The following is a 24,658-nucleotide window of genomic DNA, read 5'->3' as shown; positions in this document are numbered from 1 at the left end:
GACAGGCATGACCGAGTACACAAACATTCTGGTGGAGCGCCGCGGCCGCGTGGGCCTCGTGACGCTCAACCGGCCCCAGGCGCTGAACGCCCTGAACAAGGCCACCATGGACGAACTCGTGGCCGCCGTGACCGCCATGGACACTGACCCGGACATTGGCGCCGTGGTCGTGACCGGATCCGCCAAGGCCTTCGCCGCCGGCGCGGACATCAAGGAGATGCAGTCCAAGGGCTACATGGAGATGTACACGGCCGACTGGTTCCGCGGCTGGGAAGACTTCACCCGGCTGCGCATTCCGGTGGTGGCGGCGGTTTCCGGCTTCGCCCTCGGCGGCGGCTGCGAACTCGCGATGATGTGCGACTTCATCATCGCGGGGGACAACGCCAAGTTCGGCCAGCCCGAAATCAACCTCGGCGTACTTCCGGGCATGGGCGGCTCGCAGCGCCTCACCCGCGCGGTGGGCAAGGCCAAAGCGATGGATATGATCCTGACCGGCCGTTTCATGGACGCCGCGGAGGCCGAACGCGCCGGGTTGGTGTCCCGCGTGGTCCCGGCGGCCGACGTCGTCGAAGAAGCCGTTAAAGCCGCCGAAGTGATCGCCGCGAAGTCCAAGCCGGTGGCCATGGTGGCCAAGGAAGCGGTCAACGCCGCCTTCGAAACCGGTCTGGCGCAGGGCGTGCTGTTCGAACGCCGCGTATTCCACTCACTTTTCGCCACCGAGGACCAAAAGGAGGGCATGGCCGCCTTCAGCGAAAAGCGGCAGCCCGACTTCACCCACCGCTAAGACGGCAATATCGCCGGGCAAGCCCGGTGACGTGCCGCTCCGGCAGGAAGGCGGCGATGAATACGGGTTTCCTGGGGGTCGGTCGGTCCACGGAAGAGGCCAGGGCCGTCGTACCGGGCGACGGGTTGGTCCCCGCGCCGGACGTGGTGATGGACCGCGGCTTCGACCTTCCTGCGCCGCCCGAAATGGTCTGGCCGTGGATCGCCCAGCTGGGCAAGGAGCGCTCCGGCTGGTACCTGCCCCGCTGGGCCGAAGCGTTGATCCCGGCCGGGCGCCGTGCGCTCCGGCACATCGATCCGGCACTCCAGGACCTCCGGGCCGGGGACGTGATTGCCGATTGGGGCGGCCCTGGGGCCACCTTCGAAATCGCCAGCATCGATCCGCCACGCGCGCTGGTGCACCGCTCGCAACGCGGCGCGCTGGCCGTCAGTTGGGCGATCGTGCTGCGGGCGGCGCCGGGCGGTAGCGCGCTGTCGGGAACGGGAACGGGGATCGGGAGCCGTGTACACCTCCGGCTCCGGCTCGCCGGAGTCAAACGCCGTCGGCTCGTGGAAATCGGCGGCGGCCTGTTCGACCTCCTGACCATCGCCGGGCTGGCGGCGGGGCTGCGGGAGAGGCTGAGCAGTGATCCCGGCGTCCCGCCAACGCCACGGCAGCTTCCCGGGAATGGGCCTTGAAGTCGAAGTCGGGGTCCGCCGCGTCCGCCGGGGTGATCGAACAGCCCCGGCCCAGCAGCCGCCGGGCGGCCATATGGTCCGCCGGGTGGTTGACGGATTCGACGGCGGCAAGCTCACCGTTCAGGTAGCAGAAAATGGAGAACTTGCCGGTGGCCGGATCCCCGCGTAGGACCGTCTCATCCGCGAGCAGGCTCAGGCCCGCAATCTGCAGCTTTAGTGGTCCCTGCTGGGACCAGAACCAGGGCAACCCGGCATAGCCTTCGCGGCTTCCCAGGATGGACCGGGCCAGGTGCCGGGCCTGATCCGTGGCGTTCTGCACGGATTCCAGGCGGGTGCGGGCACCGGCATGACGGTTCGGATAGCTGGCGCAGTCCCCGAGCGCAAAGACGTCCGGGTCCGGAGTACGCAGGGCGCCGTCCACGATGATTCCGTTCTCGACGGGCAGCCCGGCTGCCACGGCCAGTTCGGTCCGGGGTACGACGCCGATGCCCGCCAGGACCAGGTCGGCGGCGTAGGTGTGACCGGCAGTGCTGACGGCGGCGCTTACTCGACCGTCCCGCCCCTCAAAGGAGGCAATGCCTTCACCGAAGCGGAGCCGCACGCCCATCCGCTCGTGGGCTCCGGCGAAGTAGCCTGACATTGCCGGGGACAGCGCACGGCCCATCGGCCGGTCCGAAAATTCGAGCACCGTCACGTCGAGGCCTCGCTGCCGCGCGGCCGCAGCGAACTCCAGGCCGATGAATCCGGCGCCGATCACGACGACGGAGCGCGCCGCGGCCAGGCGGGCGCGGACAGCCTCGGCGTCGGAGAGGGTCCGCAGCCCGTGGATACCGGCTAAGCCGCTCCCGGGAACGCTGAGTTCCCGGTTGGCGGCCCCGGTGGCGAGGACCAGCTTGGAGTATCCCAGCCGGGTTCCGTCGTCGAGCGTTGCCGTGCGCTGCCCGCGGTCGATGGCGGTGACCCGGATGCCCAGACGGGAGTCGAAGTCGTTCCCGGTAAAGAACCGCTCCGCCCGCAGCGGGAGCGGCAGCGGGTTCTTGGCTTCGGACATGTAATCCTTGGACAGCGGCGGGCGCTGGTACGGGAAGTGGGCTTCCTCGCCGATCACGGTGATCCGGCCGGTGTATCCCTCGGTCCGCAGGGAGTCGACCAGTTGGATGCCGGCATGGCCGTTGCCGACGATGACTACGTTGTCCATGGCCTCAGACCTGGCTTCCGGGGACATCAACTTCGAGGTCTTCGAGCCCGTTGCCTAGGATGACCTGGCAGCCGAGGCGGCTGCGTGCATCGTCCCGGGGATCGGCCGTGCAGTCCAGCATTTCTTCCTCGTCGTCGCTGATGGCGGGCAGTTCCTTTAGGTATTCCGGGCGCACGTAGATATGGCAGGTGGCACACATGGCCTGTCCGCCGCACTCGCCGACGATGCCTGCGACTCCGTTGGTGACGGCGGCCCGCATGATTGAGGTGCCGGGGTCCACGTCGAGGACATCTACGGCGCCGCCTGCGTGGTGGAAGCTGATTTTCGTCATGGTCTCGGTTCTTTCTACTGGTCCCAGGTAACGGGAAGGGACGTCATGCCGCGGAAGACCCAGCCGGCGTCGACGGCTGCCTGGGCGGGGTCCAGACGGAGGTTCGGCAAGCCGCCGAAGAGCCGGGGAAGGGCCACCCCGGCGACCGATGCCCGGGCCACCCAGGTGCCGGCGCAAAAATGGTTTCCGCCGCCGAACGCCAGGTGCGGTTTCTTCTCGCGGTTGATGTCGAAGGATTCCGGGTCGTTGAAGACCGCAGGGTCCCGGTTCGCGGCGCCGATGACGACGCCCAGCCGCGCCCCCTGCGGCAGTTGGAAGCCTTCGAGGACAGTCTCTTTGGTGGTTTCGCGGGGGTACATGCCGATCGGGGCGACCCAGCGGACTGCTTCCTCGAAGGCGACGGCGAATAGCGCCGGATCGGCTTTGAGCTGGTCCAGCTGGGACGGGTTTTCCATCAGCGCCCAGGCCGCGACGCCGATCACGTCGCGCGGCTCGTTTAGGCCTCCGCCGATGGTCATTTTCATGTTGGCCCGGATGGCTTCCAGCGGAATCGGCATCGCGGCCAGACCGGACAGCAGGCTGCCGTCCGGATTCTTGAGCAGGTAGGGCAGGACTTCCTCGATGGCGTCGTCGACCTCGTCGTAGGACTTCTTCGAGGCCGCCCAGACGTCCGGGTCGTCCGCGTAGTTGCCGGTGCCGTTGATCATGGTCTGGGACCAGCGCTGCATGTCTTCCTGGCTGGCGTTATGGAAGCCCATGATCAGCCGCAGATTTTCGGCGGCGTACGGCGCGGCGTATTCGCTGATCAGATCGGCGCCCGGGCCTGCGGCCTTAAGCCGGCCAAGGAAAGTCGCGCTGTTCTTTTCGAAGATCCCGTTCCATGTTTCTTTGATGGCCTTGGGCCGCAGCACGGCGCCATAGGACTTGCGGTCCACGTCGTGCTCGGGGTCGTCCTTGCGCAGCATGGAGTGTCCCATGGCGCGTTTCATCAGCGAGCCGGTCTCGTTGGCCGAGAATGTTTCCTGGTCGTTTTCGATCAGGTGGCAGGACTCATAACTGGTCACCATATAGCGGCCGACTGCCGGGACCCAGTGCACGGGGGCTTCTTCCCGCATCCTGCGGTAAATGGGGAACGGGTCCTCGTGGAGGCCGGCTATGGTGACCCAGTCCGCCACCGGGACGGGTCGTGTCACTGTTGTATCGAGGGTCATCGTTGACTCCTGTCGGGGATGGATTCCCCTCAAGGTGTCACACCCCATAACCATTGGTAAAGTTTATAAAAATCACCAATATCCATAGAAGTATTGAGGAATAGCATGGCGCGCTATACCCTTCGGCAGCTGGCGCACTTCGTAGCCGTCGCTGACACCGGCGCAATTTCGGCCGCGGCCCTGAAGCTTCACCTCTCGCAGGGCGCGGTGTCCGCGGCGGTGACGGAGCTCGAGCGGATCTTCAAAGTCCAGCTCATGGTCCGTCGCAAGGCCCACGGGGTGACTTTGACGCCCGCCGGGAAACATCTCTATGGGCGCGCGGTGCGGTTGCTGACCGATGCCGAAGAGCTGGAACTCAGCGCAGCCAGCGGGGGCACGGAACTGGCGGGCCCGCTGGTCATTGGTTGCTACCTAACCCTGGCACCGACGGTCCTGCCGCCGCTGCTGGACGGGTTCACGGCAGCCCACCCGAAGGTGCAGCTCGAGTCCGTGGAGGGAACGCAGAACGGGCTCCTGGAGCGCCTGTTCGACGGCGAACTGGACCTGGCCGTCGTCTATGACACCGCTCTGCCTGCGGCCCTCGGCGCAGCGGAGCTGTACAAGACGTCCGCCTACGCGCTGCTTCCGGCGGCACACCGGTTGGCGGCCCGGACCGAAGTCTCGCTGCATGACCTGGCTCCCGAACCGATGGTGTTGCTCGATGCGCCGCCCAGCAGCCACCACAGCCTCTCCCTGTTTGAGCGGGCAGGGGCGGAACCGAATATCCGCTACCGCACCACCGACTTCGAAGTCACGCGCTCACTGGTGGGACGGGGCCTGGGGTATTCCCTGCTCGTGCAGCATCCGGCCGTCGATACCACGTATGAGGGACGCGCCCTGGTGGCCAGGCCCCTGACCCCGGCGGTCAGGCCGCTGTCCGTCCAGATCATCTGGCCGCGGGCCGTCCGCCTGACGGACCGTGCCCAGGCGATGGTGGAGTACGCCGCCGGCCTGCCGTGGGGGGCCGGTAAGCCCTAGCTGTTGTGTTCCGGGTGGGCAGTTCGCAGCGGCCCGGTGCCCGGAGTCCTGCGCCGGGCCCGGAGCACCGAATCCTGGACGGTGACCGGGGCGCTGTCGGCGTCGTTGGTGATCCGCGGCCGGGACGTGCACGCAACGATCTCCCAGTCATTCGGCGCGAGCTCCGCCGCGATCTGCTCGGCGGTGAACAGAAGCCCGGGATCCGAGGGTCGGCGCACGCTGGTTTCCAGGTCCGAGGGGTGGTGGCCCACGATCAGCAGCGTCCCGCCGGGGGCCACCGACGCGGCGATCCCGCGGTAGACCCCGTCCCGCTGCGGCGCCGGCAGGTGCAGGTACTGGGCCGAGACGAGGTCGAAAGGGCCTGCCGGGGGCTGTGCGGCAATCAGGTCCAGGTGCAGCCAGTTGATCCGGGCCGCAGTTTCCGGGTCGTCGTCGACGGCGGCCGCCGCCCTCGCCAGGGCCACGGACGAGATGTCTACCGCCGTGACCCGCCAGCCGTGGCGAGCCAGCCAGACGGCATCTGCGCCTTCTCCGGCGCCGACATCCAGAGCGGAACCGGGCGCAAGGTCTTCGGCTTCGGTCACCAGCTGGGCGTTGGGTTGTCCGCTCCACAGGGCTTGGTGTTCGCCGTGCTGGCGGTACCGTTCGTCCCAGAACGCTTCGTCAAATTCCATCCGGTTCTCCTTGGGGCAGGGCGTGCGGCCGGATCCGGCGGGTCAGGGCATCACGCGGCGGTGATTCCGAACAGCCCGATGATCAGAGCCATCACCTTGTGGGGCACGGGTTCGTGGGCAGTTCAGCACGGTCAGGCCGGCGGGGCGGCCCTCGAAGGCGTCGTGCGTGATGAAGCGGGCCGAGGTGAACCCGGCCCACAGGATCAGGGCGGCGACCAGGGTGTTGGCCAGGAAGTCCCCGCCGTAGAAGTGCTGCGCGATGGCGGCGGCGCCAGCCAGCACCCAGGCGCTGACGAAGCTGACCACCAGGGCGAGGAGGTTGGGTTTGAGAGTGTCCTTGGCGTCCCCGCTGGGAGCGACCTTGGCGACGCGCATCCAGTAGTTGCCGAATACCTTGGGCGTGTACCAGACGGACCCCGCCACGATGCTGGACAGGATGGCCAGCAACACGGCCCAGATGTTGATCTCCGGAATCATTGCGTTCTCCTCGGGTCCGGGCCGTTCCGAAGACGGCCCGCACTCGAAGTGTACGGCTTAGCCGCTGAAGTCCCCCGCATTGCGCCGGAAGTTGCCCAGGATCCGGATCAGCTGGTCCACGTCCTGGCCCTCGAAGCCGGACCGGCCGAAGACCTCGGAGTTGAGCACCGCCGTAGCCCGTTTGGCGAGCGTGCGCCCTTCCGAGGTGAGCTCGATCAGCGTGGTCCGTCCGTCGGTGGGGTGCGGGGACCGGAGCACCAGCCCGGCCCCCTGCAGCCGGTCCACGGCGTTCGTCACCGAGGTGGGGTGCACCTGGAGCAGCGCGCTCGCCTTATTCATCGGCAACGCGCCGCTGCGGGCAAAGCTCAGCAGGGCCAGCAGTTCGTAGCGTGCGAAGGTCAGGCCGAAAGGCTTGAGCGCGGTTTCGATCCGGGCCAGCAGGATCTGCTGGGTCCGCATCAAGGCCGTGATCGCCGCCATCGGGGCGGCGACGTCGGCCCAGCCGTGCCGTTCCCAGTTCCGTTGGGCGTCGGCGATCGGATCGCGCGGCAGCGGGGCGCCCACGCCTATCCCTGGCCCTTAAGCCCGGGGAAGTCGGCTTCCGAGTACTCGGTGCCCAGGCCCTCCGGTACGACGCCGGCCCCGTGGCGCAGCTCCTCGTTGTGCCGCAGTTCCACCCGCCGGATCTTACCGGAAATGGTCTTGGGCAGCTCGGCGAACTCGAGCCGGCGGATCCGTTTGAACGGGGCCAGATGCTCGCGGCAGTACCGCAGGATGTCCTCGGCCAGTTCCGGGCCGGGCTCGTGGCCGGCAGCCAGGACCACAAAGGCCTTGGGAACGGACAGCTTGAGCGGATCCGGTGACGGGACGACGGCGGCCTCCGCCACCGCCGGATGCTCGATCAGCACGCTTTCCAGCTCGAAGGGGGAGAGCCGGTAATCGGAGGACTTGAAGACGTCGTCGCCGCGGCCCACATAGGTGATGATGCCGCGTTCGTCCCGACTAGCCATGTCCCCGGTGTGGTAATATCCGTCGCGGAAGGCATCCGCGGTCTTCGCCGGGTCCCCGTAGTAGGCCTTCATCAGCCCGACGGGGCGCGGGTCCAGGCGCAGGCACAGTTCGCCGTCGTCGGCCTCCTCGCCCGTGGCAGGATCCACCAGGACGACGTCGTAGCCGGGCAGCGGCCTGCCCATGGCGCCGATCTTGATCGGCCGGCCCGGGGTGTTGGCGATCTGCACGGTGGACTCGGTCTGGCCGAAGCCGTCCCGGATGGTCTGGCCCCAGGCACGGTTCACTTGGTCGATCACCTCGGCGTTGAGCGGCTCGCCAGCAGAGACTACCTTGGTGGGCGGGTTCTTCAGCAGGGTCAGGTCCGCCTGGATCAACATCCGCCAGACCGTCGGCGGGGCGCAGAAACTCGTGACCCCTTCGCGGTCCATCTGCTCCATCAGCGCCTTGGCGTCGAAGCGTTCGTAGTTGTAGATGAACACGCAGGCCTCGGCGATCCAGGGCGTGAACACGTTGGACCAGGCGTGCTTGGCCCAACCGGGGGAGGCCACGTTCAGGTGCACGTCGCCAGGTTCCATCCCGATCCAGAACATCGTGGACAGATGGCCCACCGGGTAGGACGTATGCGTGTGCTCCACGAGCTTGGCCTTGGACGTGGTGCCGGAAGTGAAGTACAGCAACAGGGTCTCATCGGCCATGGTGGGCCCGTCGGGTGTGAAGTCTTGCGAAGCGTCCACCGCTTCGGCGTACTTCAGCGCGGCCGGGGCTGTACCCGAGCCGCTGCCGTCGAGTCCGGCGTCGGCGATTTCGATCAGGGTGTAGTCGCCCGGGACACCGGTGAATTTGGCAATGTTCCCACTCCCGACGGCGGCCCAGTTCGCCCCGCCGCGTTCCACCCGGTCCGCCAGATCAGCCGGACCCATCAGCGTGGTGGTGGGGATCATGACGATGCCGAGCTTCATGCCGGCAAGCATCAATTCCCACAGCTCCACCTGGTTGCCGAGCATGATGATCATCCGGTCCCCGCGGCGCACGCCCTGGCCCCGCAGCCAGTTGGCGACCTGGGCGGAGCGCGCCGCGAGATCAGCGAAGCTGCGCCGGGTGGCCGCACCGTCCTGCTCGACGATCACCAGGGCGGGCCGGTCGGCCTTGGCCGGGTCGGCGGCGATCTGGTCGAACCAGTCCAGGGCGAAATTGAACTCCCGGAAGCGCGGCCATTCGAATTCCTGACGGGCGGCGTCGTAGTCCTCGCGGAGAGCCAGCAGCCGGTCCCTCGCGGAGCGGAATTCCTCAGTGACGGTCATGGTGCACCTTTCGCAGCCGGTCGCAGCCAGGCGGGCCGATGGCGGCCGCCGCTGGCCTAGTGATCCACATCACTGTGCAATATACTAGGACATCCAAGGGTTTGGAAGAGTCGATGTTGCTGCCCAGCTGCGGCACATTACGAAGGGATACGTGCCCGTGCAGACACCAGGAAGTGCCGGCGGACTGACCGCCGGGCAGGCTACGGCAGATCGCGGGGGCGCCACGGAAAGCCCGGCACCTGCGCCGGCGGCACCGCCGTTCCCGGACGCGGACCTGATGTTCATCGTGGACCTGCTGCCCGCCGACGAGAAGGCCCGCTATCAGGAGATCCGGGAGTTCTTGCAGACCCGGATCCGGGCCGCGTCGATCGACTACTGGAACCGCGAAGAGTTCCCCTTCGGACTGCTCGCGGAGTTGGGTAAGCACGGCCTCGGCGGGCTGCAGACGGACGGCACCTCCAAGCTCTTCAAGGGGCTCATGTATGTCGAGGTGGCACGCGCCGACGTTTCGCTCTCGGCCCTGGTGGGGATCCACAACGAGCTGATTGTCGGGATGATCGACGAGCTCGGCTCGGACGAGCAGAAGGCCCGCTGGCTCCCGGGGCTCTGCGCCTTCACCCAGCTGGGCGCCTTCGCCCTGACCGAGCCGGACCACGGCTCGGACATTGCAGGAGGACTGTCCACCACGGCGCGGCTGGACAACGGCGAGTGGGTCATCACCGGGGCCAAACGCTGGATCGGCGCCGGAACCATCGCCGACTTCGCGCTGGTCTGGGCCCGCGACGTCGCAGACCAGCAGATCAAGGGCTTCATAGTCGAGACGGACAGGCCGGGCTACACCGCTACCAAGATCGCGAACAAGATCGGGTTGCGGATCATGCAGAACGCGGACATCGTCCTGGACGAGGTCCGGATCCCGGAAGCCAACCTGCTGCCAGGCGCCACGGACTTTTCGCGGGCCAACGAACTTCTGCGCGACTCGCGGGCCTGGGTGGGCTGGCAGGGCGCCGGCATCCAGCTGGCCGCGTTCGACGTCGCACGTGCCTATGCGCTGGAACGCCGCCAGTTCGGCAAGGAACTGGCACGCTTCCAGCTGGTCCAGCAGCAGCTCGCCGAAATCCTGGGCAACGCCAGCGCCTCGCTGGCGTTGATGGCCCAGCTGGCGCGGATCCAGCAGGACGGCAAGCTCGAAATGGTGCAGGCGGCGATGGCGAAGTCCACCACCACCCGGCTCGCCCGGGCCTCCGTCGCGATGGGGCGCTCGCTGTTGGGCGGCAACGGGATCAGTACCGACTACGAAATGGGCAAGCTCTTCGGTGACGCCGAAATCCTCTACACCTACGAGGGCAGCTACGAGATCAACTCATTGATCGTGGCCCGGGCTGTGACCGGGAAGTCCGCCTTCGTCTAGGCCGCGTCAGCCGGCAAGGCAGCCGCCGGCAGAGTTGCAGCCGGGCGGGTTCAACCGGCCGCGCCGTAGCGTTCCCGGCGGTTCCAGGTTGGCGTTCTTGGGAGCCTTCCCCGCCGTCCCGTCGATGAGTTCGCGCAGAATGTCGGCGTGGCCCAAGTGCTGGGCCGTCTCGACGCACATATGGACGAGGATCTGCTGCAAGGTGACGTGCCGCCGTTCCGCGGGCCACCAGGGGACCACGCCGTCGGCGTCCAGCGGAAGCGCGTCAATGGTGGCGTCGCTGTGGGCGGCCGCGGCGTAGTGCAGCGCCACGATCTGGTCCCGGCTCTGCTCCGGGGTGACCCACCGGTCGGCGTCCGGTTCGGCGCCGTCATCGAGCCAGGGCAGGGGCTGGCCATGGGGCCGGTCAAACACTTCGCCGAAGTAGCCGATCTCCACGCTGGCCACGTGCTTGACCAGCCCCAGGAGGTTGGTTCCAGTGGGGGTCAGCGGCCGGCGGACGTCATACTCGTCCAGGCCGTCCAGCTTGGCCAGCAGTTCAGCACGGCGCAGGTGTAGATACCGGTGCAGAATCGCTTTATCGTCCATGACCGGCATCCTACCGAAGCGCAGTGCCGGCTGGATCGGTCCACGCCGGTCGGAGCAGTGGTCCGGTCCGTGTGCAGGGCACGAAACTCAGCGCAGGAAACTCAGGGCATGAAACGGTAGCCGATCCCCGCCTCGGTGAGCAGATGCCGGGGAGCGCCGGCATCTGGTTCCAGCTTGCGGCGGAGCTGGGCCATGTACACGCGGAGGTAGTTGGTCTCCTTGGCGTAGGCCGGGCCCCACACCTCGGACAGCAGCTGCTGCTGCGTGATGAGCTTCTCGGGGTTTCGGACAAGTATTTCCAGCATTTTCCATTCCGTCGGTGTGAGCCGGATGTCCTCACCATCGCGGGTGACGCGCCGCTTGCCTAGGTCCACGGTGAACGCATCGGTGGTGACGAGCGTCGGTTCGGCGTCGTCGAGGCTGCGGCGCCGGAGCGCCCGCAACCGGGCCAGCAGTTCATCCAGCCCAAACGGCTTCGTGATGTAGTCGTCGGCGCCTGCGTCCAACGCCTGGACCTTGTCCGCGGAGCCATGGCGCGCCGAGAGTACCAGCACGGGAACCTGGCTCCAGCTGCGGAGCGTCGCCAGGACCGCAACGCCGTCCATGTCGGGCAGGCCAAGATCCAGGATAACCAGCGACGGAGGGGTTCGGGCCGCCGCCAGGAGCGCGGCCCGCCCGTCCTCGGCCACGGTGACGTCGTAACCGTGGGCCCGCAGGGTGATGCGAAGGGCCCGCAACAGGTAGGGGTCGTCGTCCACCACGAGGACCCCGGTCATGGCACGTCCGTGGGGGAAGAGAGGATCGGCGGTGTGTGGTGGCGGCTGAGTAGGGCGGATTGGGGTTCCAGCGGCGCCTGCTCGGCGTCCGGCTGAAACGGTGCGCCCTCGGACAGCGGCAGGCTGACCACCATGGTCAGGCCGCCTCCGGGGGTGGCTTCCGCACTGAGCCGGCCGCCCATTGCCTCGGTGAACCCCTTGGCCACCGCCAGTCCCAAGCCGACGCCGCCGGCCCGGCTGGCGTCGTCCAGGCGCTGGAAAGGACGAAACATCTCCACCACCTTGTCCGCCGGGACGCCAGCGCCGTGGTCGATGATCCGCATCTCACCGGCAGGCCGGCCGCCCACGGTGGTGGGGCTGAGGCCGCCGGCGCCGCCGGCCAGCACAATGTCCGAATCCGGGGCGTACTTGACCGCATTTTCGACGATGTTCGCGATCACGCGCTCAAGGATGCCAGGGTCCGCCTCGACTTCCGGCATGTTCGCCGGGAGCTCGACCCGGATACGCTCCGGCGCGATACCGTGCAGGCCACCGGCGACCACCTCGTACCAGCGCACGGCCCTGAGCAGGGGCTGGACGGAATCGGAAGTGATCCGGGACATATCCAGCAGGTTGGCCACCAGGGCATCCAACCGGTCGGAACACTCTTCGATGGTCTCCAGCAGGGCCTGTTCCTCTTCCCGTGAATAGCTGACGTCGGCTTGGCGGAGCCCCCCGACGGCAAGCTTGATGCCGGCCAGCGGGGTGCGGAGGTCATGGGAGACGGCACGCAGCAGCGACGTCCGCATGGTGTTGACCTCGGCCAAACGCCGGACCTGGTTTCGGCTGGCGTGCAGTTGCTGGTTCTCCAGCTGGGCCAGCAAATGCACGCCGAAGACGCCCAGCAGGCGCCGGTCGCTGGCCGGCAGCACGCGGCCCGACAGGACCAGCCGGGTGGTCTCATTGATCTGTTCGACGTTGTCACTGTGCGGGCTTAGAGCCGCCGCTGCGTTTCCGCCGTCGAGGGCGGCCGCGGATGGAAAATCGCCGACGCCGGCCAGTAGCTGCCACCGTGCTTTTGCTCCGCGCTGGGCCGCCGCCCCGCTGATCCGCCCCGCGGGCTGCGCCGCCGCCACTACGTCTGCGTCCCCGCCGGCTAGGCCGAACAGGGCGGCGCCGCGGACCTGGAAGACATCCAGCGCCTGCTCCAGCAGCCCGGTGACGGTGTCCTCGGCGCCGGCCGCACTGCGTGACAACTCGGCCAGCGTGGTCGCTTCGGCCCGGGCGCGTGCGGCCTCCTTGGACCGACGCGCGGAGAGGTCGACGACGAGGGCGACGGCCGCGGAAACGCCCACAAACACCAAGAGGGCCAGGACGTTCTCGGCATCGCTGATAGCCAGGTTGCCTATGGGCGGGGTGGCAAAGAAGTTCACCAGCAGGCTGCTCCACAGCGCCGCGAGGACAGCCGGCCAGAGGCCTCCGACCATGGCCACAGCGACGGAACCCGTGAGCTGGACCAGCATGGAAGTAGCCAAGTTTTTGTCCGGATTAACCTCAAGCAGCAGCTGGAGCAGCGCCGGAAGCACTACTGCCAGGCCGAAACCGACGCTGACCCGCACCCGGCCCAGGTCCCGTTGCCGGCTCCGGCGGGCGCCGTTCGGCGCGCGGACTTGCGGTACCAGGTGGACATCGACGCCGTCGGCACCGCGGAGCACCCTGGCGGTAGTTCCGCCGCCGCTCAGCCCGTCCAGCAACCGTGCCGCCGTTCCCCGGCCGGAGGCGCCCAGCACCAGTTGGGAGGCGTGGACGCTTCGGGCGAACTCCAGCAGGGCATCGGCCGGATCCTCGCCGGCAACCACGTGGTAGCTGCCGCCGAGGTCCAGGACAAGCTGCCGCTGCGCCTCCAGGGCCTGCGGTGACTCGGCCGCACCCCCTTTCACGGCCCGGACATGGACGGCCAGCAGGTCGATGCCGCTGACACGGTTGAGCAGGCGGGCAGCACGGCGGATCAGGGCCTCTCCCTCTGTGCCGCCGGCCAGGCCCACCACTATGCGCTCCCGGGCCGGCCGGCCGTCGTCGACCCGGTTGGCTTCCCGGTAGCTGGCCAAGCCTTCGTCCACCCTGTCGGCCAGCCACAACAGGGCGAGCTCCCGCAGAGCGGCGAGATTTCCGGGGCGGAAAAAGTTGGAGAGTGCCGCGTCGACCCGGTCCAACGGCACGATATTCCCGGCAGCGAGCCGTTGCCGCAGAAGATCGGGGGAAAGATCCACCAGTTGAAGTTGGTCGGCCTGCCGGACGATCCCGTCGGGGACAGTCTCCACGGGGTGCCCGTGGGTGATTTCGCTGACGACGTCGGCGAGGGAAGCGAGCTGCTGGATGTCCAGGGTGGACAGGACATTGATCCCGGCCGCCAACAACTCGTCAATGTCCTGCCAGCGGTGCCGGTTGCGGCTGCCGGGAACGTTTGAGTGGGCATATTCGTCCACGAGCGCGGTGGCCGGAGCCCGGCGCAGGACCGCGTCCAGGTCCAACTCCTCGACGTCGACCCGGCCGAGATGCGCCCGCCGGGGCCGGACCGCTTCGAGGCCGGACAGTAGTTCCCGGGTATCGCGGCGGCCGCGGTGCCGGGCGAAGCCGATTACCACGTCCTCGCCCGCGCTCCGGAGCCGGTGGCCTTCCCGGAGCATGGCGTAGGTCTTGCCGACGCCGGGGGCGGACCCCAGGAAGATGCGCAGCGTTCCACGTGCCATGCAGCCATTCTTCCATTGCGGCCTGGCCCCGGCGGGGGAGGGCGGCATCAAGGATTCATCAAGATCCGCACCCGGGCGGCGGCGGCAGGAGGCCCCGAACGCAGCAGCAGCCCCTCCGGAAGATTCCGGAGGGGCTGCTGCGTCTTCTAGGAGAAGTGTTCCGGCAGGCCGGTCTTTCCTGAAAGTCTAGAGCGGGCGGATGTTCTCAGCCTGCGGGCCCTTCGGGCCCTGGGTGACGTCGAACTCGACCTTCTGGTTCTCATCCAGCGAGCGGTAGCCGCTGCTGGCGATTGCCGAGTAGTGGGCGAAAACGTCGGCTGACCCGTCATCCGGGGCAATGAAGCCAAAACCCTTTTCGGCGTTGAACCATTTAACTGTGCCTGTAGCCATGCCATTATCCTTCTGAAACGCTGCTGATCTCCGACGGCCACGGAGGCCAACGGCTGCGGAGACATTCGTCCGCTGTCCCCAACGTACGGGGCGCCGGGCCTGGGTGCAAGGGTCTGAGCGCGGGAGTTAATTCAGATGACGCTGAAACCGGGGCCCCGGAAGTCCATGATGACGCTCAGCCGGAGAGCTCGCGGATGGTCCCGGCGGCGCTGTCCGCGGTTACTTGTGGCCGGTGGGCAGCCTGACGGTGGCGTCCCGCACGCCCACGACGGCGGGGAACCCGTACTCTCGTGCCGCCACCGCGCCGCGTGAAATGCCGCCGCCCATTTCATGCCTGGGCGCCGGCTGTCAGAAAAAGAAGGGTCCAGCAGGGGTCGGTCGAGCGCGCCACCGGAATCTCGCCGGGTTCCAGGCGCGCGCCCCCGGGACCATAATCACCCTCACCGTCCCCGTGGCGGGGCCGGCCGGCGCCGGGGGTTCCGGTCAGGGCGCAGTTCGACGTAGTACAAGCGGCGGCGGGCGATGAGGCCCTGAAGTTGGGCGCCGCGCAACAGCCGACTGGCCACCGCCGTCCGGACCGGAGCATCCGCCGCGGCAGGCATTGCCCACCGCTTAGGTGGTGGCCGCGTCGCCGGTGTCCTCCCACTTCACATCCAGGTTGCGGAACACCGGAGGCGAGTCACACAAGGCGGCCATTTGCGCCGCGAAGTCGGCCGTCTCCGGCCGCCGGGAATTCTCCATGGCCGACTCATAGGAATCGAATTCGACAATGGTGAAGTACGTCCCGGGCCGGTCGCGATCCGCTGCGGCCACGATCCGGCGGAACGTCGGTGCGGTGTCTCCCTCGGTCCGGGAGGGCCTGCCGAGCGCTTCGATCTCGTCGGCGCGGGAGGACTGGTATTCGATGATCTGCACAAACCTGGCCATGAGGGCCTCCTTGACGGCTGCGGGTGCTATGGGCATCACGCTAGACCCGCCGCCGCGGCAGTGCAAGAGCGCGCAGAGGCACCGGAGACGGTGTCCCGGGGCCGCCCGGACGCCCGCTGCCGGGCAGCCCCTGGGCTTCCCGTTCAGGGGGTCAGCAGGACCTTGATGGCGCGCCGTTCGTCCATCGCCCGGTAGGCTTCGGGCGCCTCCTCCAGCGGCATGACGACGTCGAACACGCGGCCAGGGTTGATGGTGCCGTCGAGCACGTCGGCGAGCAGTTCCGGGATGTAGGTCCGGGCCGGGGCCATCCCGCCACCGATGCTGACGTTGGTGTCGAAGAGGTAGCGCAGCGGAACCTCGCCGCCACCGGTCGGCACACCCACAAAGCCGAGGGCGCCCCCCGGCCGTACGCAGTGCAGCGCCTGTTCCATCGATTCCTTGGTGCCGACGCATTCCAACACGGAATCGGCCAGCACCCCGCCGAGCAGTTCCCGGACCTTCGCGACGCCGTCGTCTCCGCGTTCGGCCACGATGTCCGTGGCGCCGAATTCCCGGGCGATAGCCTGCCGGTCGGCGTGCCGGGACATGGCGATGATCCGCTCCGCACCCAGTCGCTTGGCAGCGAGCACCCCGCAGAGACCGACGGCGCCGTCGCCGACGACGACGACCGTCCGGCCGGGGCCCGCCTGCGCGGCGAGGGCGGCGTGGTGGCCAGTGGCCATCACGTCGGAGAGCGCAAGCAGGCTGGCGCGGAGGGCGTCGTCGGGATCGGTGACGCCGGGCACCTTAACCAGGGTGGACTCGGCGAGCGGGACGCGGACGGCCTCGCCCTGGCCGCCGTCGATCGGCAGTCCGGCGTCGTCCTTTCCGCCCCAGCCGGCCAGGTGGTCGCAGGCCACCGTGACGCCGTTGAGGCATTGCTGGCACTTGCCGCAGCTGACCACGAACGGAGCTATCACCAGGTCGCCGACGGCCAGTTCCGTCACCGCGTCGCCGATGCTTTCGACCAGGCCGATGAATTCGTGGCCAATCGCGGAGGGCTTGTGGGTGGGCCGCACCCCGCGGTAGGGCCACAGGTCGGAGCCGCAGACGCAGGCGGCGGTGACCTTCACGACCGCGTCGGTGGGCTGCAGGACGGCGGGGTAGTCGCGGTCTTCGACTCGGATGTCGCCGGGGCCGTGGATGATGGTGGCGCGCATGGTGGCTCCTCGCATGGTGGTGGATGGGCTGGGGTCGAGTTTAGTCCCGGCCCGGCCGTTTGGAGCCGCGCTGTTTTCTATAGTGCTTCGAGCACGCTGACGTAGTTGGCGATGCCGACGCCGCCCATGTTCTGGACCGCGGCGCGGCGGGGGCTGGCCAGTTGCATGGCGCCGGCGGTGCCGGTGAGCTGCATCGCGGCGATGACGTGCTGGGAGACGCCGGTGGCGCCTACGGGGTGGCCCTTGGCCTTGAGCCCGCCGGAGACGTTGACGGGAAGCTTGCCGTCCTTGAAGACCCAGCCTTCCTCGAGGGCCCGGGCACCCTGGCCGCGTTCGGTCAGGCCCATGGCCTCATACATCAGCAGTTCGGCGATCGTGAAGCAGTCGTGTACCTCTGCGAAGTCGAGATCCTCCAGCCCGACGCCGGCCATCGCCAAGGCGCGCTGCCAGGAGGCTCGGGTCGCGGCGAATTCGGTGGGGTCGCGGCGCTCGGCCGGGAAGAAGTCGTTGGCCTGGCCAAACCCGGCGAGCCGGACCGGCGCGGTTGCCCCACCGGTGGGAGCGACGCTGAGGATCACGGCGGCGGCGCCATCGGACACGGGGGAGCAGTCGGTGCGGCGCAGCGGGTCGGCGACCATCGGGTTCTTCTCCGAGACCGTCTGGCAGAACTCCTCGCCGAGGTCCTTGCGGAGCTGGGCGTAGGGGTTGTCCACGCCGTTGCGGTGGTTCTTCGCCGCGATGGTGCCCAGCACGTCCCCGAGGTTCCCGGCGCCGGCGCGGTAGCGTTTCTCGTAGTGTTTGGCGACGTCGGCGAAGAGCCCGGTGAAGCCGGTGGTGGAGGCCTTGCCGGCCATGTCGTAGTCCGCGCCGAGCAGGGCCGCGCCCACGACGTCGGCGCCCGCCTGGGTCATCTTCTCGGCGCCGATCACCAGGACCGTCTTCGCGGTGCCCGCCAGGAGCGACTTGGTGCCCTGCTGGAATGCGGCCGAGCCGGACGCACAGGCGTTTTCGACCCGGGTTGACGGCACGTTGGCGAGCTCCTCGGAGACCTGCAGGGCCAGCGAGGACGGGAAGCCCAGCGGCAGCATCCCGGAGTTGAACTGGCCCAGGTAGATCTCGTCGATCTGGCCCGGTTCGATCCCGGCGTTGCCGATCGCCTCGGTCGCGACCTGCACGATCAAGGACTCGAGGGTCTCCTCTGTGAGCTTGCCGAAGCGGCTGTGGCCCCAGCCGGTGAGCAGCACATCCTTGCCGAACTGGTCCTTCAGGCTCATGCCGTGGCTCCTTCCAGGCTGCTGCCGGCGAAGGAGGGCGCGACGTCGAAGTCGGCTTCGGTTTTTTCGCGGATTTCCGTCACGGTGACGCCCGGGGCGAGGCGGGTCAGGGTGAGCCGCCGGATGCCGCCTGCTTCTTGTTCATTCTTCACAAGGTCGAAGACCGCGAGGTCGCTGATGATCCGGTCCACGCAGCTCAGCCCGGTCAGCGGCAGGGTGCAGTCCCTGACGATCTTTGCGGTGCCGTCCTTGGCGTTGTGCTCGGTGAGGACCACGACGCGCGGGGTGCCGGCGACGAGGTCCATCGCGCCGCCCATGCCCTTGACCATTTTGCCGGGGATGGTCCAGTTGGCGAGGTCGCCTGCGCCGGAGACCTGCATGGCGCCCAGGATCGCGACCTTCACATGCCCGCCGCGGATCATGCCGAAGGACATAGCGGAGTCGAAGATGCTGCCGCCGGGCAGGACCGTGACGGTCTGCTTGCCGGCGTTGATCAGGTCAGCGTCCTCCTCGCCCTCGTAGGGGAACGGTCCCATGCCGAGCAGGCCGTTCTCGCTCTGCAGCACCACGCGGACACCCTCGGGCAGGTTGTTGGCCACCAGTGTGGGAATGCCGATGCCAAGGTTGACGTAGTCGCCGTCGTTCAGTTCTTCAGCCGCGATGGCAGCCATTTCATTCCGGGTCCAAGCCATGGTGATTCTCCTGAAAGATTGTTGGGGCGGCGCTCAGGCCGGAGCTAAACGGCGACGGCGGACACGGTGCCAGCCGCTTCGGCGCGGGGCCGGACAGTGCACTGTTCGATGTCCTTGATCCGGTCGCTGGCCTGGACCAGGCGTTGGACAAACACACCGGGCGTGACGATGTGGTTCGGATCGAGCTCGCCCGGTTCCACGATCACCTCGGCCTCCGCGACCGTGACAGCTCCGGCGGTGGCGACCACGGGGTTGAAGTTCTGCGCGGTGTAGCGGTAGATCAGGTTGCCGTCGGTGTCAGCGGTGTGCGCGTGCACCAGCGCCACGTCGGCCTTGATGGCGCGCTCCTGGACGTAGGCTTCGCCGTCGAACTCCGCCATCGGTTTGCCTTCGGCGACTAGGGTGCCGACGCCGGTCTTGGTGTAGAAAGCCGGGATGCCCGCCCCGCCGGCACGGAGGCGTTCGGCGAGGGTGCCTTGCGGGGTGAACTCGACCTCGAGTTTGCCGGCGAGGTACTGCTCGGCGAAGAGCTTGTTTTCGCCGACGTAGGAGGCGATGACTTTGCGGACCTGGCCCGCCTCGATCAGCACGCCGAGGCCTTTGCCGTCCACGCCCATGTTATTGGAGACGACCGTGAGGTCCTTGACGCCGGAGTCCCGCACGGCCTCGATCAGATCGTTCGGTATCCCGCTGAGGCCAAAGCCGCCGACCGCGAGCGTCATGCCGTCCCGCAGCACGTCCTGCAGCGCGGCCGCCGCGCCGGATTTCACCTTAGACATTTGCATCTCCTCATCAAGTCTTTGTCACCATCCACTTTGTGGACTGTACCTCTGGTGTTGGAGCCTACGGTGCGGAAAAGGTCACTGTCAACGAGTAATCTGGCCATATTTGGCGCTATTTGTACAGTGTGGACGTTAGGATGATGGGTGTCCACAATGTGGATACATTGATTGTTTACCGCATGATTTAAGGAGCAGGATGAACCCTACACCGGTGCAGGGCGCCCAGGTCGTCAGCCGCGTGGCGGTCCTGCTCAGGATCGTGGGCCGGAAGCCGGAAGGCTCACCGCTGGTCGAACTGGTTCGCGAATCCGGGCTCACGAGGCCCACCGCCCACCGGTTGCTCAGCTCGCTGGCCGCCGAGGGCCTGCTGGACCAGGACCCGCACAGCGGCAATTGGGTGCTGGGCCCGGAAATCCTGCTGATGGGGTCGGTGGCCTCGGCACGCTTCCCACTGGAGGACATTGCCCGCCCCAGCCTGCGCCGGCTCGCAGAGGAAACCGGGGAGAGCGCCTTCTTCTCGATCCGCCGCGGCGCCGAGACGGTGTGCCTGCTCCGCGAAGAGGGCAGCTTCCCCGTGCGCTCCTTCGTGCTGCATGAAGGGGTGCGCTTTCCACTGGGTGTCGCCTCTGCCGGCACTGCCATCATGGCATTCCTGCCGACGGCGGAGCAGGAGGAGCTGCTGGCCTGCTGGGCCGCCCATGCCGGCAGTTTTGCTGCCGGCCACAATGAGGCGAAGGTCCGCGAGAACCTGGAAGCGACGCGGCAGGCCGGCTATTCCGTGAACCCGGGCCTGGTGCTGGAGGGCAGCTGGGGAATGGGTGCCGCCGTCTTCGACCGGCGGGGCCGGCCTGCCTGGGCATTGTCGTTGACCGGGATTGAACCGCGATTCCGCGAGGATCGTCGCGAATTCTTGGGGCGTCTGCTGATGGACGAGGCACACCGGATTTCCCTGCAGCTGAAGGGCGACTAACGGGGGTTGGCCGGGTGTATCGACAAACCGGCGGGCACGGAGCACGATGATAACTGCAGCCGCGGGTCTGCATGCGCAGATTCTGCGCCTTTCCTCCGATGTCCGGAAGGCGCGTCTGCCCGTATCCTGCTTTCCTGCCATGATGCTGGGGCTTGACCTGGAGAAGAAGAAGCGGCGGGCGCAGTCCGTGCCGGAGCGTATCGCCGTCGTAAATTGTGACGGCGGCGCACCAAGTTCGCCGGTTTCCCGGCCGTTTCCCCAGCCACGAAGGAATGAGTCTGATGACTCGTCAAACAGAAATCCGCCTCGCGCCGCGCCTGCTGCGCCTTCTTATTGCTTTCAGTGCCGCCATCCTGCTGCCGGTATCCGTCAGCGGCGCCGCAGCCGCGGACGGCGGAAAATCAGCCAGGACGTGGACGGTCCAAGTCGGGTCCGAATCCTCAGACCAGGCCATCCAGGGCATGGCCTTCCTTCCGGAAAAGATTTACGTCAATGCCGGCGATAAGGTCACCTGGCGGGCCAACTCCGCTGAGATCCACACCGTGACGTTTCTGGCGAAGGGCCAGTCCTTGGAGTCCACCCAGCCCTTCAACCCCGCCGTCCCGGCAGACGTAACCCAAATCGGCGGCAAGGACTATGACGGGCACTCGTATTACAACTCCGGCGTCATGACTAACGTGTCAGACAGCGGATTCGTGCAGGTGAAAAAATACACCCTGGCATTCGCCAACGAGGGCGACTTCACCTACTACTGCCTGGTCCACGGCATGGCCATGAAGGGCACCGTCCATGTCCGCGCGGCGGGAACCGAATACCCGTACAGCCAGTCGCAGTACGACCACCAGTCCGCGAAGCAAGAACGGGCCATTCTGCGGGACGGAGAACGGCAATGGGACGCCGCTCGGGATCAGTCGGGCGAGAACACGGTGATCGCCGGAACGGACAACGGAACGTCCATGGTGATGCGCTTTGTCCATCGAGAGATTGAGATCAGGGTGGGGGAGTCCGTGACGTTCATCAACAACGGCATGGGTGCCCCGCATACCGTTACCTTCGGGACGGAACCGGCCAATTTCTTCGCCCCGCTGGGGGACCGCGACCACTTCAGCGGAGGAGACCTGAACTCAGGACTCATGACGCCGCATAGCAGTTACACCGTGACCTTTATGAAGGCAGGCGAATTTGATTACATCTGCGCCCTGCACGACTACATGGGCATGGTGGGAACGGTGGTGGTCCGGAAGTAACGTGCCCGGGTTACTGCGTCCACCAGGTGTCGAACAGGGTGACCGGGCCGGTGCGCTTATGCCTCGTGCGTAGGTACTTCTGCTCGATCAGCTCGGCGGCGGCATCGGGGATGTTGCGGCCTTCCAGGTAATCGTCAATCTGGTCATAACTCAGGCCGAGTTCCTCCTCGTCGGTGCGGCCGGGCTTGTGGTCCAGGAGGTCCGCCGTCGGCACCTTTTCCCAGATCCGCGGCGGCGCGCCGAGCTCCGCGAGCAGGGCACGGTTCTGGCGCTTATTCAAGCCATAGAGCGGGAGGATGTCCGCGCCGCCGTCGCCGTACTTGGTGAAGAAGCCGGTCACGGACTCCGCCCCGTGGTCCGTGCCGATCACCAGATAGTTGTGCTCCCCGGCCAAGGCGTACTGGGCGATCATGCGCGTGCGGGCCTTGGTGTTGCCCTTGTGGAAATCGGAGATCCCGTTGCCGACGGTCTTCTCGAACTCATCCTCGAAGCCGTCCACCGCGGCCGAAATGTTGAAGGTCCACTCCGTCTTGGCCCGCACGAAGTCCAGCGCCGCCTGGGCATCGTCTTCATCGTGCTGCACGCCGTAGGGAAGCCGAACGGCCACGAAGTTCGCCTCCACCCCCTCGGCGTCGAGCTCTTCGACGGCGAGCTGCGCCAGCCGCCCGGCCAGCGAGGAATCCAGGCCGCCGGAGATGCCGAGGACGAAGCCTTTGGTGTGGCTGGCCTTGAGGTATTGCTTCAGGAACGTCACGCGCTTGCGTACCTCCCCGGCGGGGTCGATCCGCGGCTGCACACCCATATCTTCAATGATCTTCGCCTGGAGTTCACGCATGCCTCACAGCCTAGCCAGCGGTGTCAATCGGGCTCAAGTGTTGAACCCTCCCGTGGACACCTCCGCAGGCGTAGCGTATGGCCATGGAGACGACAGGGTGCGTGGTGGTCGGCGGCGGTCCGGCGGGCATGATGCTGGGACTTTTGCTGGCCCGGGCCGGTGTTCAGGTGACCGTACTGGAAAAGCATGCGGACTTCTTGCGCGACTTCCGCGGCGACACCGTGCACCCCTCCACGATCCGGCTGATTGACGAACTGGGCCTCGGCCAGGAATTCCGCAAGTTGCCGCAGAGCCGCCTGAAGAGCGTCGTCTTCCCGGTCCCTGGCCGCACTGCGGTCACCATGGGTGACTTTGACTCCCTGCGGCCGCCGTACAACTACATCGCGATGATGCCGCAATGGGATTTCCTGAACTTCCTCGCGGCCGCCGCAGCCGAGGAGCCGGGGTTCACGCTGCTTATGAGCCACACGGCCACCGGGGTGGTCCGCGACGGGGACCGTGTCCGCGGCGTCCGTCTCCGCGGCCCGGACGGCGCCCAGGAGGAACTCCTGGCAGACCTGGTGGTCGCCACCGACGGGCGTCATTCCGCCCTCCGCGCCGCCGCCGGGCTGCCGCCGAAGGAATTTCCGGTGCCCTTCGACGCCTGGTGGTTCCGTTTGCCCCGCCACCCCGCCGAAGCCGGCGAGGTGGCCGGGCTGGTGCCCGCGTTTGGCCCCGGAGAGGCACTGGTAGCCCTCACCCGTAACGACTTCTACCAAATGGGCTACCTCGCCCCGAAGGGCGCCGATGCCAGGATCCGCGCGGAGGGCGTCGAAGGGTTCCGACGGCGGATCGCCGGGCTCCGCCCGGACCTCGCCGACCGCGTTGACACCATCCATTCCCTGGACCAACTCCACTTTCTCGACGTGCGCCTCGACCGGCTGCACTCATGGCATGTCAACGGGCTGCTTTGCATCGGCGACGCGGCCCACGCGATGTCCCCGGCCGGCGGCGTCGGCATCAACCTCGCCATCCAGGATGCCGTGGCCGCAGCGAAGCTACTTGCGCCCGCGCTTCTCCGGGGCCGGGTCACCCCGGCAGACCTCCAGGCAGTAGAGCGACGACGGCGACCGCCCACCGTTATCGTCCAGACGGCTCAGCGCCTCATGCACCGCGCCGTCTTCGGCCCGATCATGAGCGGGAAACGGGCCAAAATTCCGGGCGCGGTGCTCTTACTGGCCCGGCACGTTCCGGCCGTCCGCAGCATCATCCCCCGGTTTATTGCCTTTGGGCCGCGGCCGGAGCACGCTCCGGCATTCGCGAGGCGCGCCGACGCCACGCCCCAGCCGCGCGCCTAGCCGTTGGGCCGCCGTCGGGTACCCAGGCCGCGCCTCACCATCGATTGCTCCACAGGCGCCCGTTAGCGGTCTCAAAAGGGCGGGAACGGAGCAGCGGATGGAGGGTTGCCGTGCCACTAAACTGGGTGGCATGACTGCCATCAGTGAATTTGCAGCGGATGCCGCTGCCGCCCGTGCCCGCCTCCTGGAATTGATCAAGGAGCTGGCCGTCGTCCGCGGCAAGGTCATCCTCTCCAGCGGCGCCGAGGCCGACTACTACATTGACTTGCGCCGCATCACGTTGCACCACGAGGCTTCCAAGCTCGTCGGCCAGGTGATGCTGTCCCTGATGAACGACGCCGGGATCGACTTTGAGTGCGCCGGCGGACTCACCATGGGGGCGGACCCGGTGGGTACCGCCGTAATGCGCGCCGCGGTCGACGCCGGCCGCCCCGTGGACGCCTTCGTGGTCCGCAAGGCGCAGAAATCCTACGGGATGGGCCGCCAGGTTGAAGGCCCTTCGGTCGAGGGCCGCAAGATCCTGGTCCTGGAGGATACGTCGACCACCGGCGGCTCCGCACTGACCGCCGTCGAAGGCGTCCGCCAAGCCGGTGGAAACGTCGTGGCCGTGGCCGTGATCGTGGACCGCGACACCGGCGCCAAGGAAAAAATCGAAGCCGAAGCCGGCGTCCCGTACCTCTTCGCGTTCGGCAAGGACGAACTTGGCCTGAACTAGGCGTTCCACCGGCCGGGGCCATCGGCACGGACCCGTTTGGACGCTGCTTCGGGGGTTGACTTATCATTTCTGGAATACGCCCATCGGTACCTTGCCTACCCGTAG

General features: G+C 67.4%; 23 protein-coding genes and 3 pseudogenes. 8 read left to right on the top strand and 18 right to left on the bottom strand.

Annotated features, from left to right (window positions below; translation table 11 throughout):
• Nucleotides 1–7 precede the first annotated feature (7 nt).
• Together ABIB14_RS08775 and ABIB14_RS08770 are read left to right on the top strand one after the other, a co-directional pair.
• Nucleotides 8–784: an enoyl-CoA hydratase gene (locus ABIB14_RS08775; protein WP_354235490.1), complete on the top strand. Its 777-nt coding sequence runs from the start codon at nt 8–10 to the stop codon at nt 782–784.
• 56 nt (nt 785–840) lie between these two features.
• The gene (locus ABIB14_RS08770) at nt 841–1,461 is read left to right on the top strand and encodes a hypothetical protein (RefSeq protein ID WP_354235489.1); all 621 of its coding nucleotides are present in this window, start codon (nt 841–843) and stop codon (nt 1,459–1,461) included.
• Nucleotides 1,462–1,513: 52 nt separating this feature from the next.
• On the opposite strand, the pseudogene ABIB14_RS08765 reads toward ABIB14_RS08770, so the two are convergent.
• The 3 genes and pseudogenes from ABIB14_RS08765 to ABIB14_RS08755 form a co-directional block, all read right to left on the bottom strand.
• Nucleotides 1,514–2,659 (bottom strand): annotated as a pseudogene (locus ABIB14_RS08765) (NAD(P)/FAD-dependent oxidoreductase); the annotation flags it as partial.
• A gap of 4 nt (nt 2,660–2,663) precedes the next feature.
• On the bottom strand, nt 2,664–2,990 hold the full coding sequence (locus tag ABIB14_RS08760) for a 2Fe-2S iron-sulfur cluster-binding protein (RefSeq protein ID WP_354235488.1): 327 nt from the start codon (nt 2,988–2,990) through the stop codon (nt 2,664–2,666).
• Nucleotides 2,991–3,004: 14 nt separating this feature from the next.
• Nucleotides 3,005–4,201: a cytochrome P450 gene (locus ABIB14_RS08755; RefSeq protein WP_354235487.1), complete on the bottom strand. Its 1,197-nt coding sequence runs from the start codon at nt 4,199–4,201 to the stop codon at nt 3,005–3,007.
• 105 nt (nt 4,202–4,306) lie between these two features.
• Between ABIB14_RS08755 and ABIB14_RS08750 the strand changes: the two genes are divergently transcribed.
• Nucleotides 4,307–5,218 carry a LysR substrate-binding domain-containing protein gene (locus ABIB14_RS08750; RefSeq protein ID WP_354235486.1) on the top strand — a complete coding sequence of 304 codons (912 nt, stop codon included), beginning with the start codon at nt 4,307–4,309 and terminating at the stop codon, nt 5,216–5,218.
• Here the strand turns inward: ABIB14_RS08750 and ABIB14_RS08745 are convergent.
• From ABIB14_RS08745 to ABIB14_RS08730, 4 genes and pseudogenes are all read right to left on the bottom strand, one after another.
• A complete protein-coding gene (locus ABIB14_RS08745; protein ID WP_354235485.1) occupies nt 5,215–5,892 on the bottom strand; it encodes a class I SAM-dependent methyltransferase in 678 nt (225 codons plus the stop codon). The genes ABIB14_RS08750 and ABIB14_RS08745 overlap by 4 nt on opposite strands.
• A 50-nt stretch (nt 5,893–5,942) precedes the next feature.
• Nucleotides 5,943–6,369, bottom strand: a pseudogene (locus ABIB14_RS08740) (DUF1761 domain-containing protein).
• Between the two features lie 57 nt (nt 6,370–6,426).
• On the bottom strand, nt 6,427–6,933 hold the full coding sequence (locus ABIB14_RS08735) for a MarR family winged helix-turn-helix transcriptional regulator (protein WP_354235484.1): 507 nt from the start codon (nt 6,931–6,933) through the stop codon (nt 6,427–6,429).
• 2 nt (nt 6,934–6,935) lie between these two features.
• Nucleotides 6,936–8,681 (bottom strand): AMP-binding protein, encoded by a 1,746-nt coding sequence (locus tag ABIB14_RS08730; RefSeq protein WP_354235483.1) that lies wholly within the window; start codon nt 8,679–8,681, stop codon nt 6,936–6,938.
• 277 nt (nt 8,682–8,958) lie between these two features.
• On the opposite strand from ABIB14_RS08730, the gene ABIB14_RS08725 reads away from it, so the two are divergent.
• Nucleotides 8,959–10,092 (top strand): acyl-CoA dehydrogenase family protein, encoded by a 1,134-nt coding sequence (locus ABIB14_RS08725; protein ID WP_354235531.1) that lies wholly within the window; start codon nt 8,959–8,961, stop codon nt 10,090–10,092.
• Nucleotides 10,093–10,098: 6 nt separating this feature from the next.
• Here the strand turns inward: ABIB14_RS08725 and ABIB14_RS08720 are convergent, their stop codons facing one another.
• The 10 genes and pseudogenes from ABIB14_RS08720 to ABIB14_RS08675 form a co-directional block, all read right to left on the bottom strand.
• Nucleotides 10,099–10,680 (bottom strand): DinB family protein, encoded by a 582-nt coding sequence (locus ABIB14_RS08720; RefSeq protein WP_354235482.1) that lies wholly within the window; start codon nt 10,678–10,680, stop codon nt 10,099–10,101.
• 101 nt (nt 10,681–10,781) lie between these two features.
• Nucleotides 10,782–11,456, bottom strand: coding sequence for a response regulator (locus ABIB14_RS08715; RefSeq protein WP_354235481.1), 675 nt, complete (start codon nt 11,454–11,456; stop codon nt 10,782–10,784).
• Nucleotides 11,453–14,185, bottom strand: coding sequence for a DUF4118 domain-containing protein (locus ABIB14_RS08710; RefSeq protein WP_354235480.1), 2,733 nt, complete (start codon nt 14,183–14,185; stop codon nt 11,453–11,455). The genes ABIB14_RS08715 and ABIB14_RS08710 overlap by 4 nt, the downstream gene beginning before the upstream one ends.
• A 186-nt stretch (nt 14,186–14,371) precedes the next feature.
• On the bottom strand, nt 14,372–14,575 hold the full coding sequence (locus ABIB14_RS08705; protein WP_013599688.1) for a cold-shock protein: 204 nt from the start codon (nt 14,573–14,575) through the stop codon (nt 14,372–14,374).
• A gap of 175 nt (nt 14,576–14,750) precedes the next feature.
• A pseudogene (locus ABIB14_RS08700) lies at nt 14,751–15,049 on the bottom strand (PEP-utilizing enzyme); the annotation flags it as partial.
• A gap of 138 nt (nt 15,050–15,187) precedes the next feature.
• Nucleotides 15,188–15,502: an NIPSNAP family protein gene (locus ABIB14_RS08695; protein ID WP_354235479.1), complete on the bottom strand. Its 315-nt coding sequence runs from the start codon at nt 15,500–15,502 to the stop codon at nt 15,188–15,190.
• Between the two features lie 143 nt (nt 15,503–15,645).
• A complete protein-coding gene (locus ABIB14_RS08690) occupies nt 15,646–16,701 on the bottom strand; it encodes a zinc-dependent alcohol dehydrogenase family protein (protein WP_354235478.1) in 1,056 nt (351 codons plus the stop codon).
• 77 nt (nt 16,702–16,778) lie between these two features.
• The gene (locus ABIB14_RS08685; RefSeq protein WP_354235477.1) at nt 16,779–17,975 is read right to left on the bottom strand and encodes an acetyl-CoA acetyltransferase; all 1,197 of its coding nucleotides are present in this window, start codon (nt 17,973–17,975) and stop codon (nt 16,779–16,781) included.
• Entirely contained in the window at nt 17,972–18,667 is a 696-nt protein-coding gene (locus ABIB14_RS08680; RefSeq protein WP_354235476.1) for a CoA transferase subunit B, read from the bottom strand. The genes ABIB14_RS08685 and ABIB14_RS08680 overlap by 4 nt, the downstream gene beginning before the upstream one ends.
• Before the next feature lie 44 nt (nt 18,668–18,711).
• Nucleotides 18,712–19,446 (bottom strand): CoA transferase subunit A, encoded by a 735-nt coding sequence (locus ABIB14_RS08675; protein ID WP_354235475.1) that lies wholly within the window; start codon nt 19,444–19,446, stop codon nt 18,712–18,714.
• Between the two features lie 199 nt (nt 19,447–19,645).
• Between ABIB14_RS08675 and ABIB14_RS08670 the strand changes: the two genes are divergently transcribed.
• Entirely contained in the window at nt 19,646–20,419 is a 774-nt protein-coding gene (locus tag ABIB14_RS08670; RefSeq protein ID WP_354235474.1) for an IclR family transcriptional regulator, read from the top strand.
• A gap of 281 nt (nt 20,420–20,700) precedes the next feature.
• Nucleotides 20,701–21,666, top strand: a complete 966-nt coding sequence (locus tag ABIB14_RS08665; protein WP_354235473.1) for a plastocyanin/azurin family copper-binding protein — start codon at nt 20,701–20,703, stop codon at nt 21,664–21,666.
• A gap of 10 nt (nt 21,667–21,676) precedes the next feature.
• On the opposite strand, the gene nadE is transcribed toward ABIB14_RS08665, so the two are convergent.
• Entirely contained in the window at nt 21,677–22,501 is an 825-nt protein-coding gene (nadE, locus tag ABIB14_RS08660; RefSeq protein WP_354235472.1) for an NAD(+) synthase, read from the bottom strand.
• Between the two features lie 83 nt (nt 22,502–22,584).
• Here nadE and ABIB14_RS08655 point away from each other — a divergent pair, with 83 nt between their 5' ends.
• Together ABIB14_RS08655 and pyrE are read left to right on the top strand one after the other, a co-directional pair.
• Entirely contained in the window at nt 22,585–23,838 is a 1,254-nt protein-coding gene (locus tag ABIB14_RS08655; RefSeq protein ID WP_354235471.1) for an FAD-dependent oxidoreductase, read from the top strand.
• A 130-nt stretch (nt 23,839–23,968) separates the two neighbouring features.
• The gene (gene pyrE, locus ABIB14_RS08650) at nt 23,969–24,553 is read left to right on the top strand and encodes an orotate phosphoribosyltransferase (protein WP_354235470.1); all 585 of its coding nucleotides are present in this window, start codon (nt 23,969–23,971) and stop codon (nt 24,551–24,553) included.
• Nucleotides 24,554–24,658: the final 105 nt, after the last annotated feature.

The sequence above is a fragment of the Arthrobacter sp. UYEF3 genome (assembly GCF_040546245.1).
GTDB lineage: Bacteria > Actinomycetota > Actinomycetes > Actinomycetales > Micrococcaceae > Arthrobacter.
Note: the sequence above shows the minus strand (reverse complement) of the source record. Positions and strands in the feature narration are given on the sequence as shown.

Bases quoted from the DNA above. Each gene is read 5' to 3' on its own strand.
- ABIB14_RS08775 (WP_354235490.1), top strand. From the start codon at position 8: ATGACCGAGTACACAAACATTCTGGTGGAGCGCCGCGGCCGCGTGGGC.
- ABIB14_RS08770 (WP_354235489.1), top strand. From the start codon at position 841: ATGAATACGGGTTTCCTGGGGGTCGGTCGGTCCACGGAAGAGGCCAGG.
- ABIB14_RS08760 (WP_354235488.1), bottom strand. From the start codon at position 2,990: ATGACGAAAATCAGCTTCCACCACGCAGGCGGCGCCGTAGATGTCCTC.
- ABIB14_RS08755 (WP_354235487.1), bottom strand. From the start codon at position 4,201: ATGACCCTCGATACAACAGTGACACGACCCGTCCCGGTGGCGGACTGG.
- ABIB14_RS08750 (WP_354235486.1), top strand. From the start codon at position 4,307: ATGGCGCGCTATACCCTTCGGCAGCTGGCGCACTTCGTAGCCGTCGCT.
- ABIB14_RS08745 (WP_354235485.1), bottom strand. From the start codon at position 5,892: ATGGAATTTGACGAAGCGTTCTGGGACGAACGGTACCGCCAGCACGGC.
- ABIB14_RS08730 (WP_354235483.1), bottom strand. From the start codon at position 8,681: ATGACCGTCACTGAGGAATTCCGCTCCGCGAGGGACCGGCTGCTGGCT.
- ABIB14_RS08725 (WP_354235531.1), top strand. From the start codon at position 8,959: ATGTTCATCGTGGACCTGCTGCCCGCCGACGAGAAGGCCCGCTATCAG.
- ABIB14_RS08720 (WP_354235482.1), bottom strand. From the start codon at position 10,680: ATGGACGATAAAGCGATTCTGCACCGGTATCTACACCTGCGCCGTGCT.
- ABIB14_RS08715 (WP_354235481.1), bottom strand. From the start codon at position 11,456: ATGACCGGGGTCCTCGTGGTGGACGACGACCCCTACCTGTTGCGGGCC.
- ABIB14_RS08710 (WP_354235480.1), bottom strand. From the start codon at position 14,185: ATGGCACGTGGAACGCTGCGCATCTTCCTGGGGTCCGCCCCCGGCGTC.
- ABIB14_RS08705 (WP_013599688.1), bottom strand. From the start codon at position 14,575: ATGGCTACAGGCACAGTTAAATGGTTCAACGCCGAAAAGGGTTTTGGC.
- ABIB14_RS08695 (WP_354235479.1), bottom strand. From the start codon at position 15,502: ATGGCCAGGTTTGTGCAGATCATCGAATACCAGTCCTCCCGCGCCGAC.
- ABIB14_RS08690 (WP_354235478.1), bottom strand. From the start codon at position 16,701: ATGCGCGCCACCATCATCCACGGCCCCGGCGACATCCGAGTCGAAGAC.
- ABIB14_RS08685 (WP_354235477.1), bottom strand. From the start codon at position 17,975: ATGAGCCTGAAGGACCAGTTCGGCAAGGATGTGCTGCTCACCGGCTGG.
- ABIB14_RS08680 (WP_354235476.1), bottom strand. From the start codon at position 18,667: ATGGCTTGGACCCGGAATGAAATGGCTGCCATCGCGGCTGAAGAACTG.
- ABIB14_RS08675 (WP_354235475.1), bottom strand. From the start codon at position 19,446: ATGTCTAAGGTGAAATCCGGCGCGGCGGCCGCGCTGCAGGACGTGCTG.
- ABIB14_RS08670 (WP_354235474.1), top strand. From the start codon at position 19,646: ATGAACCCTACACCGGTGCAGGGCGCCCAGGTCGTCAGCCGCGTGGCG.
- ABIB14_RS08665 (WP_354235473.1), top strand. From the start codon at position 20,701: ATGACTCGTCAAACAGAAATCCGCCTCGCGCCGCGCCTGCTGCGCCTT.
- nadE (WP_354235472.1), bottom strand. From the start codon at position 22,501: ATGCGTGAACTCCAGGCGAAGATCATTGAAGATATGGGTGTGCAGCCG.
- ABIB14_RS08655 (WP_354235471.1), top strand. From the start codon at position 22,585: ATGGAGACGACAGGGTGCGTGGTGGTCGGCGGCGGTCCGGCGGGCATG.
- pyrE (WP_354235470.1), top strand. From the start codon at position 23,969: ATGACTGCCATCAGTGAATTTGCAGCGGATGCCGCTGCCGCCCGTGCC.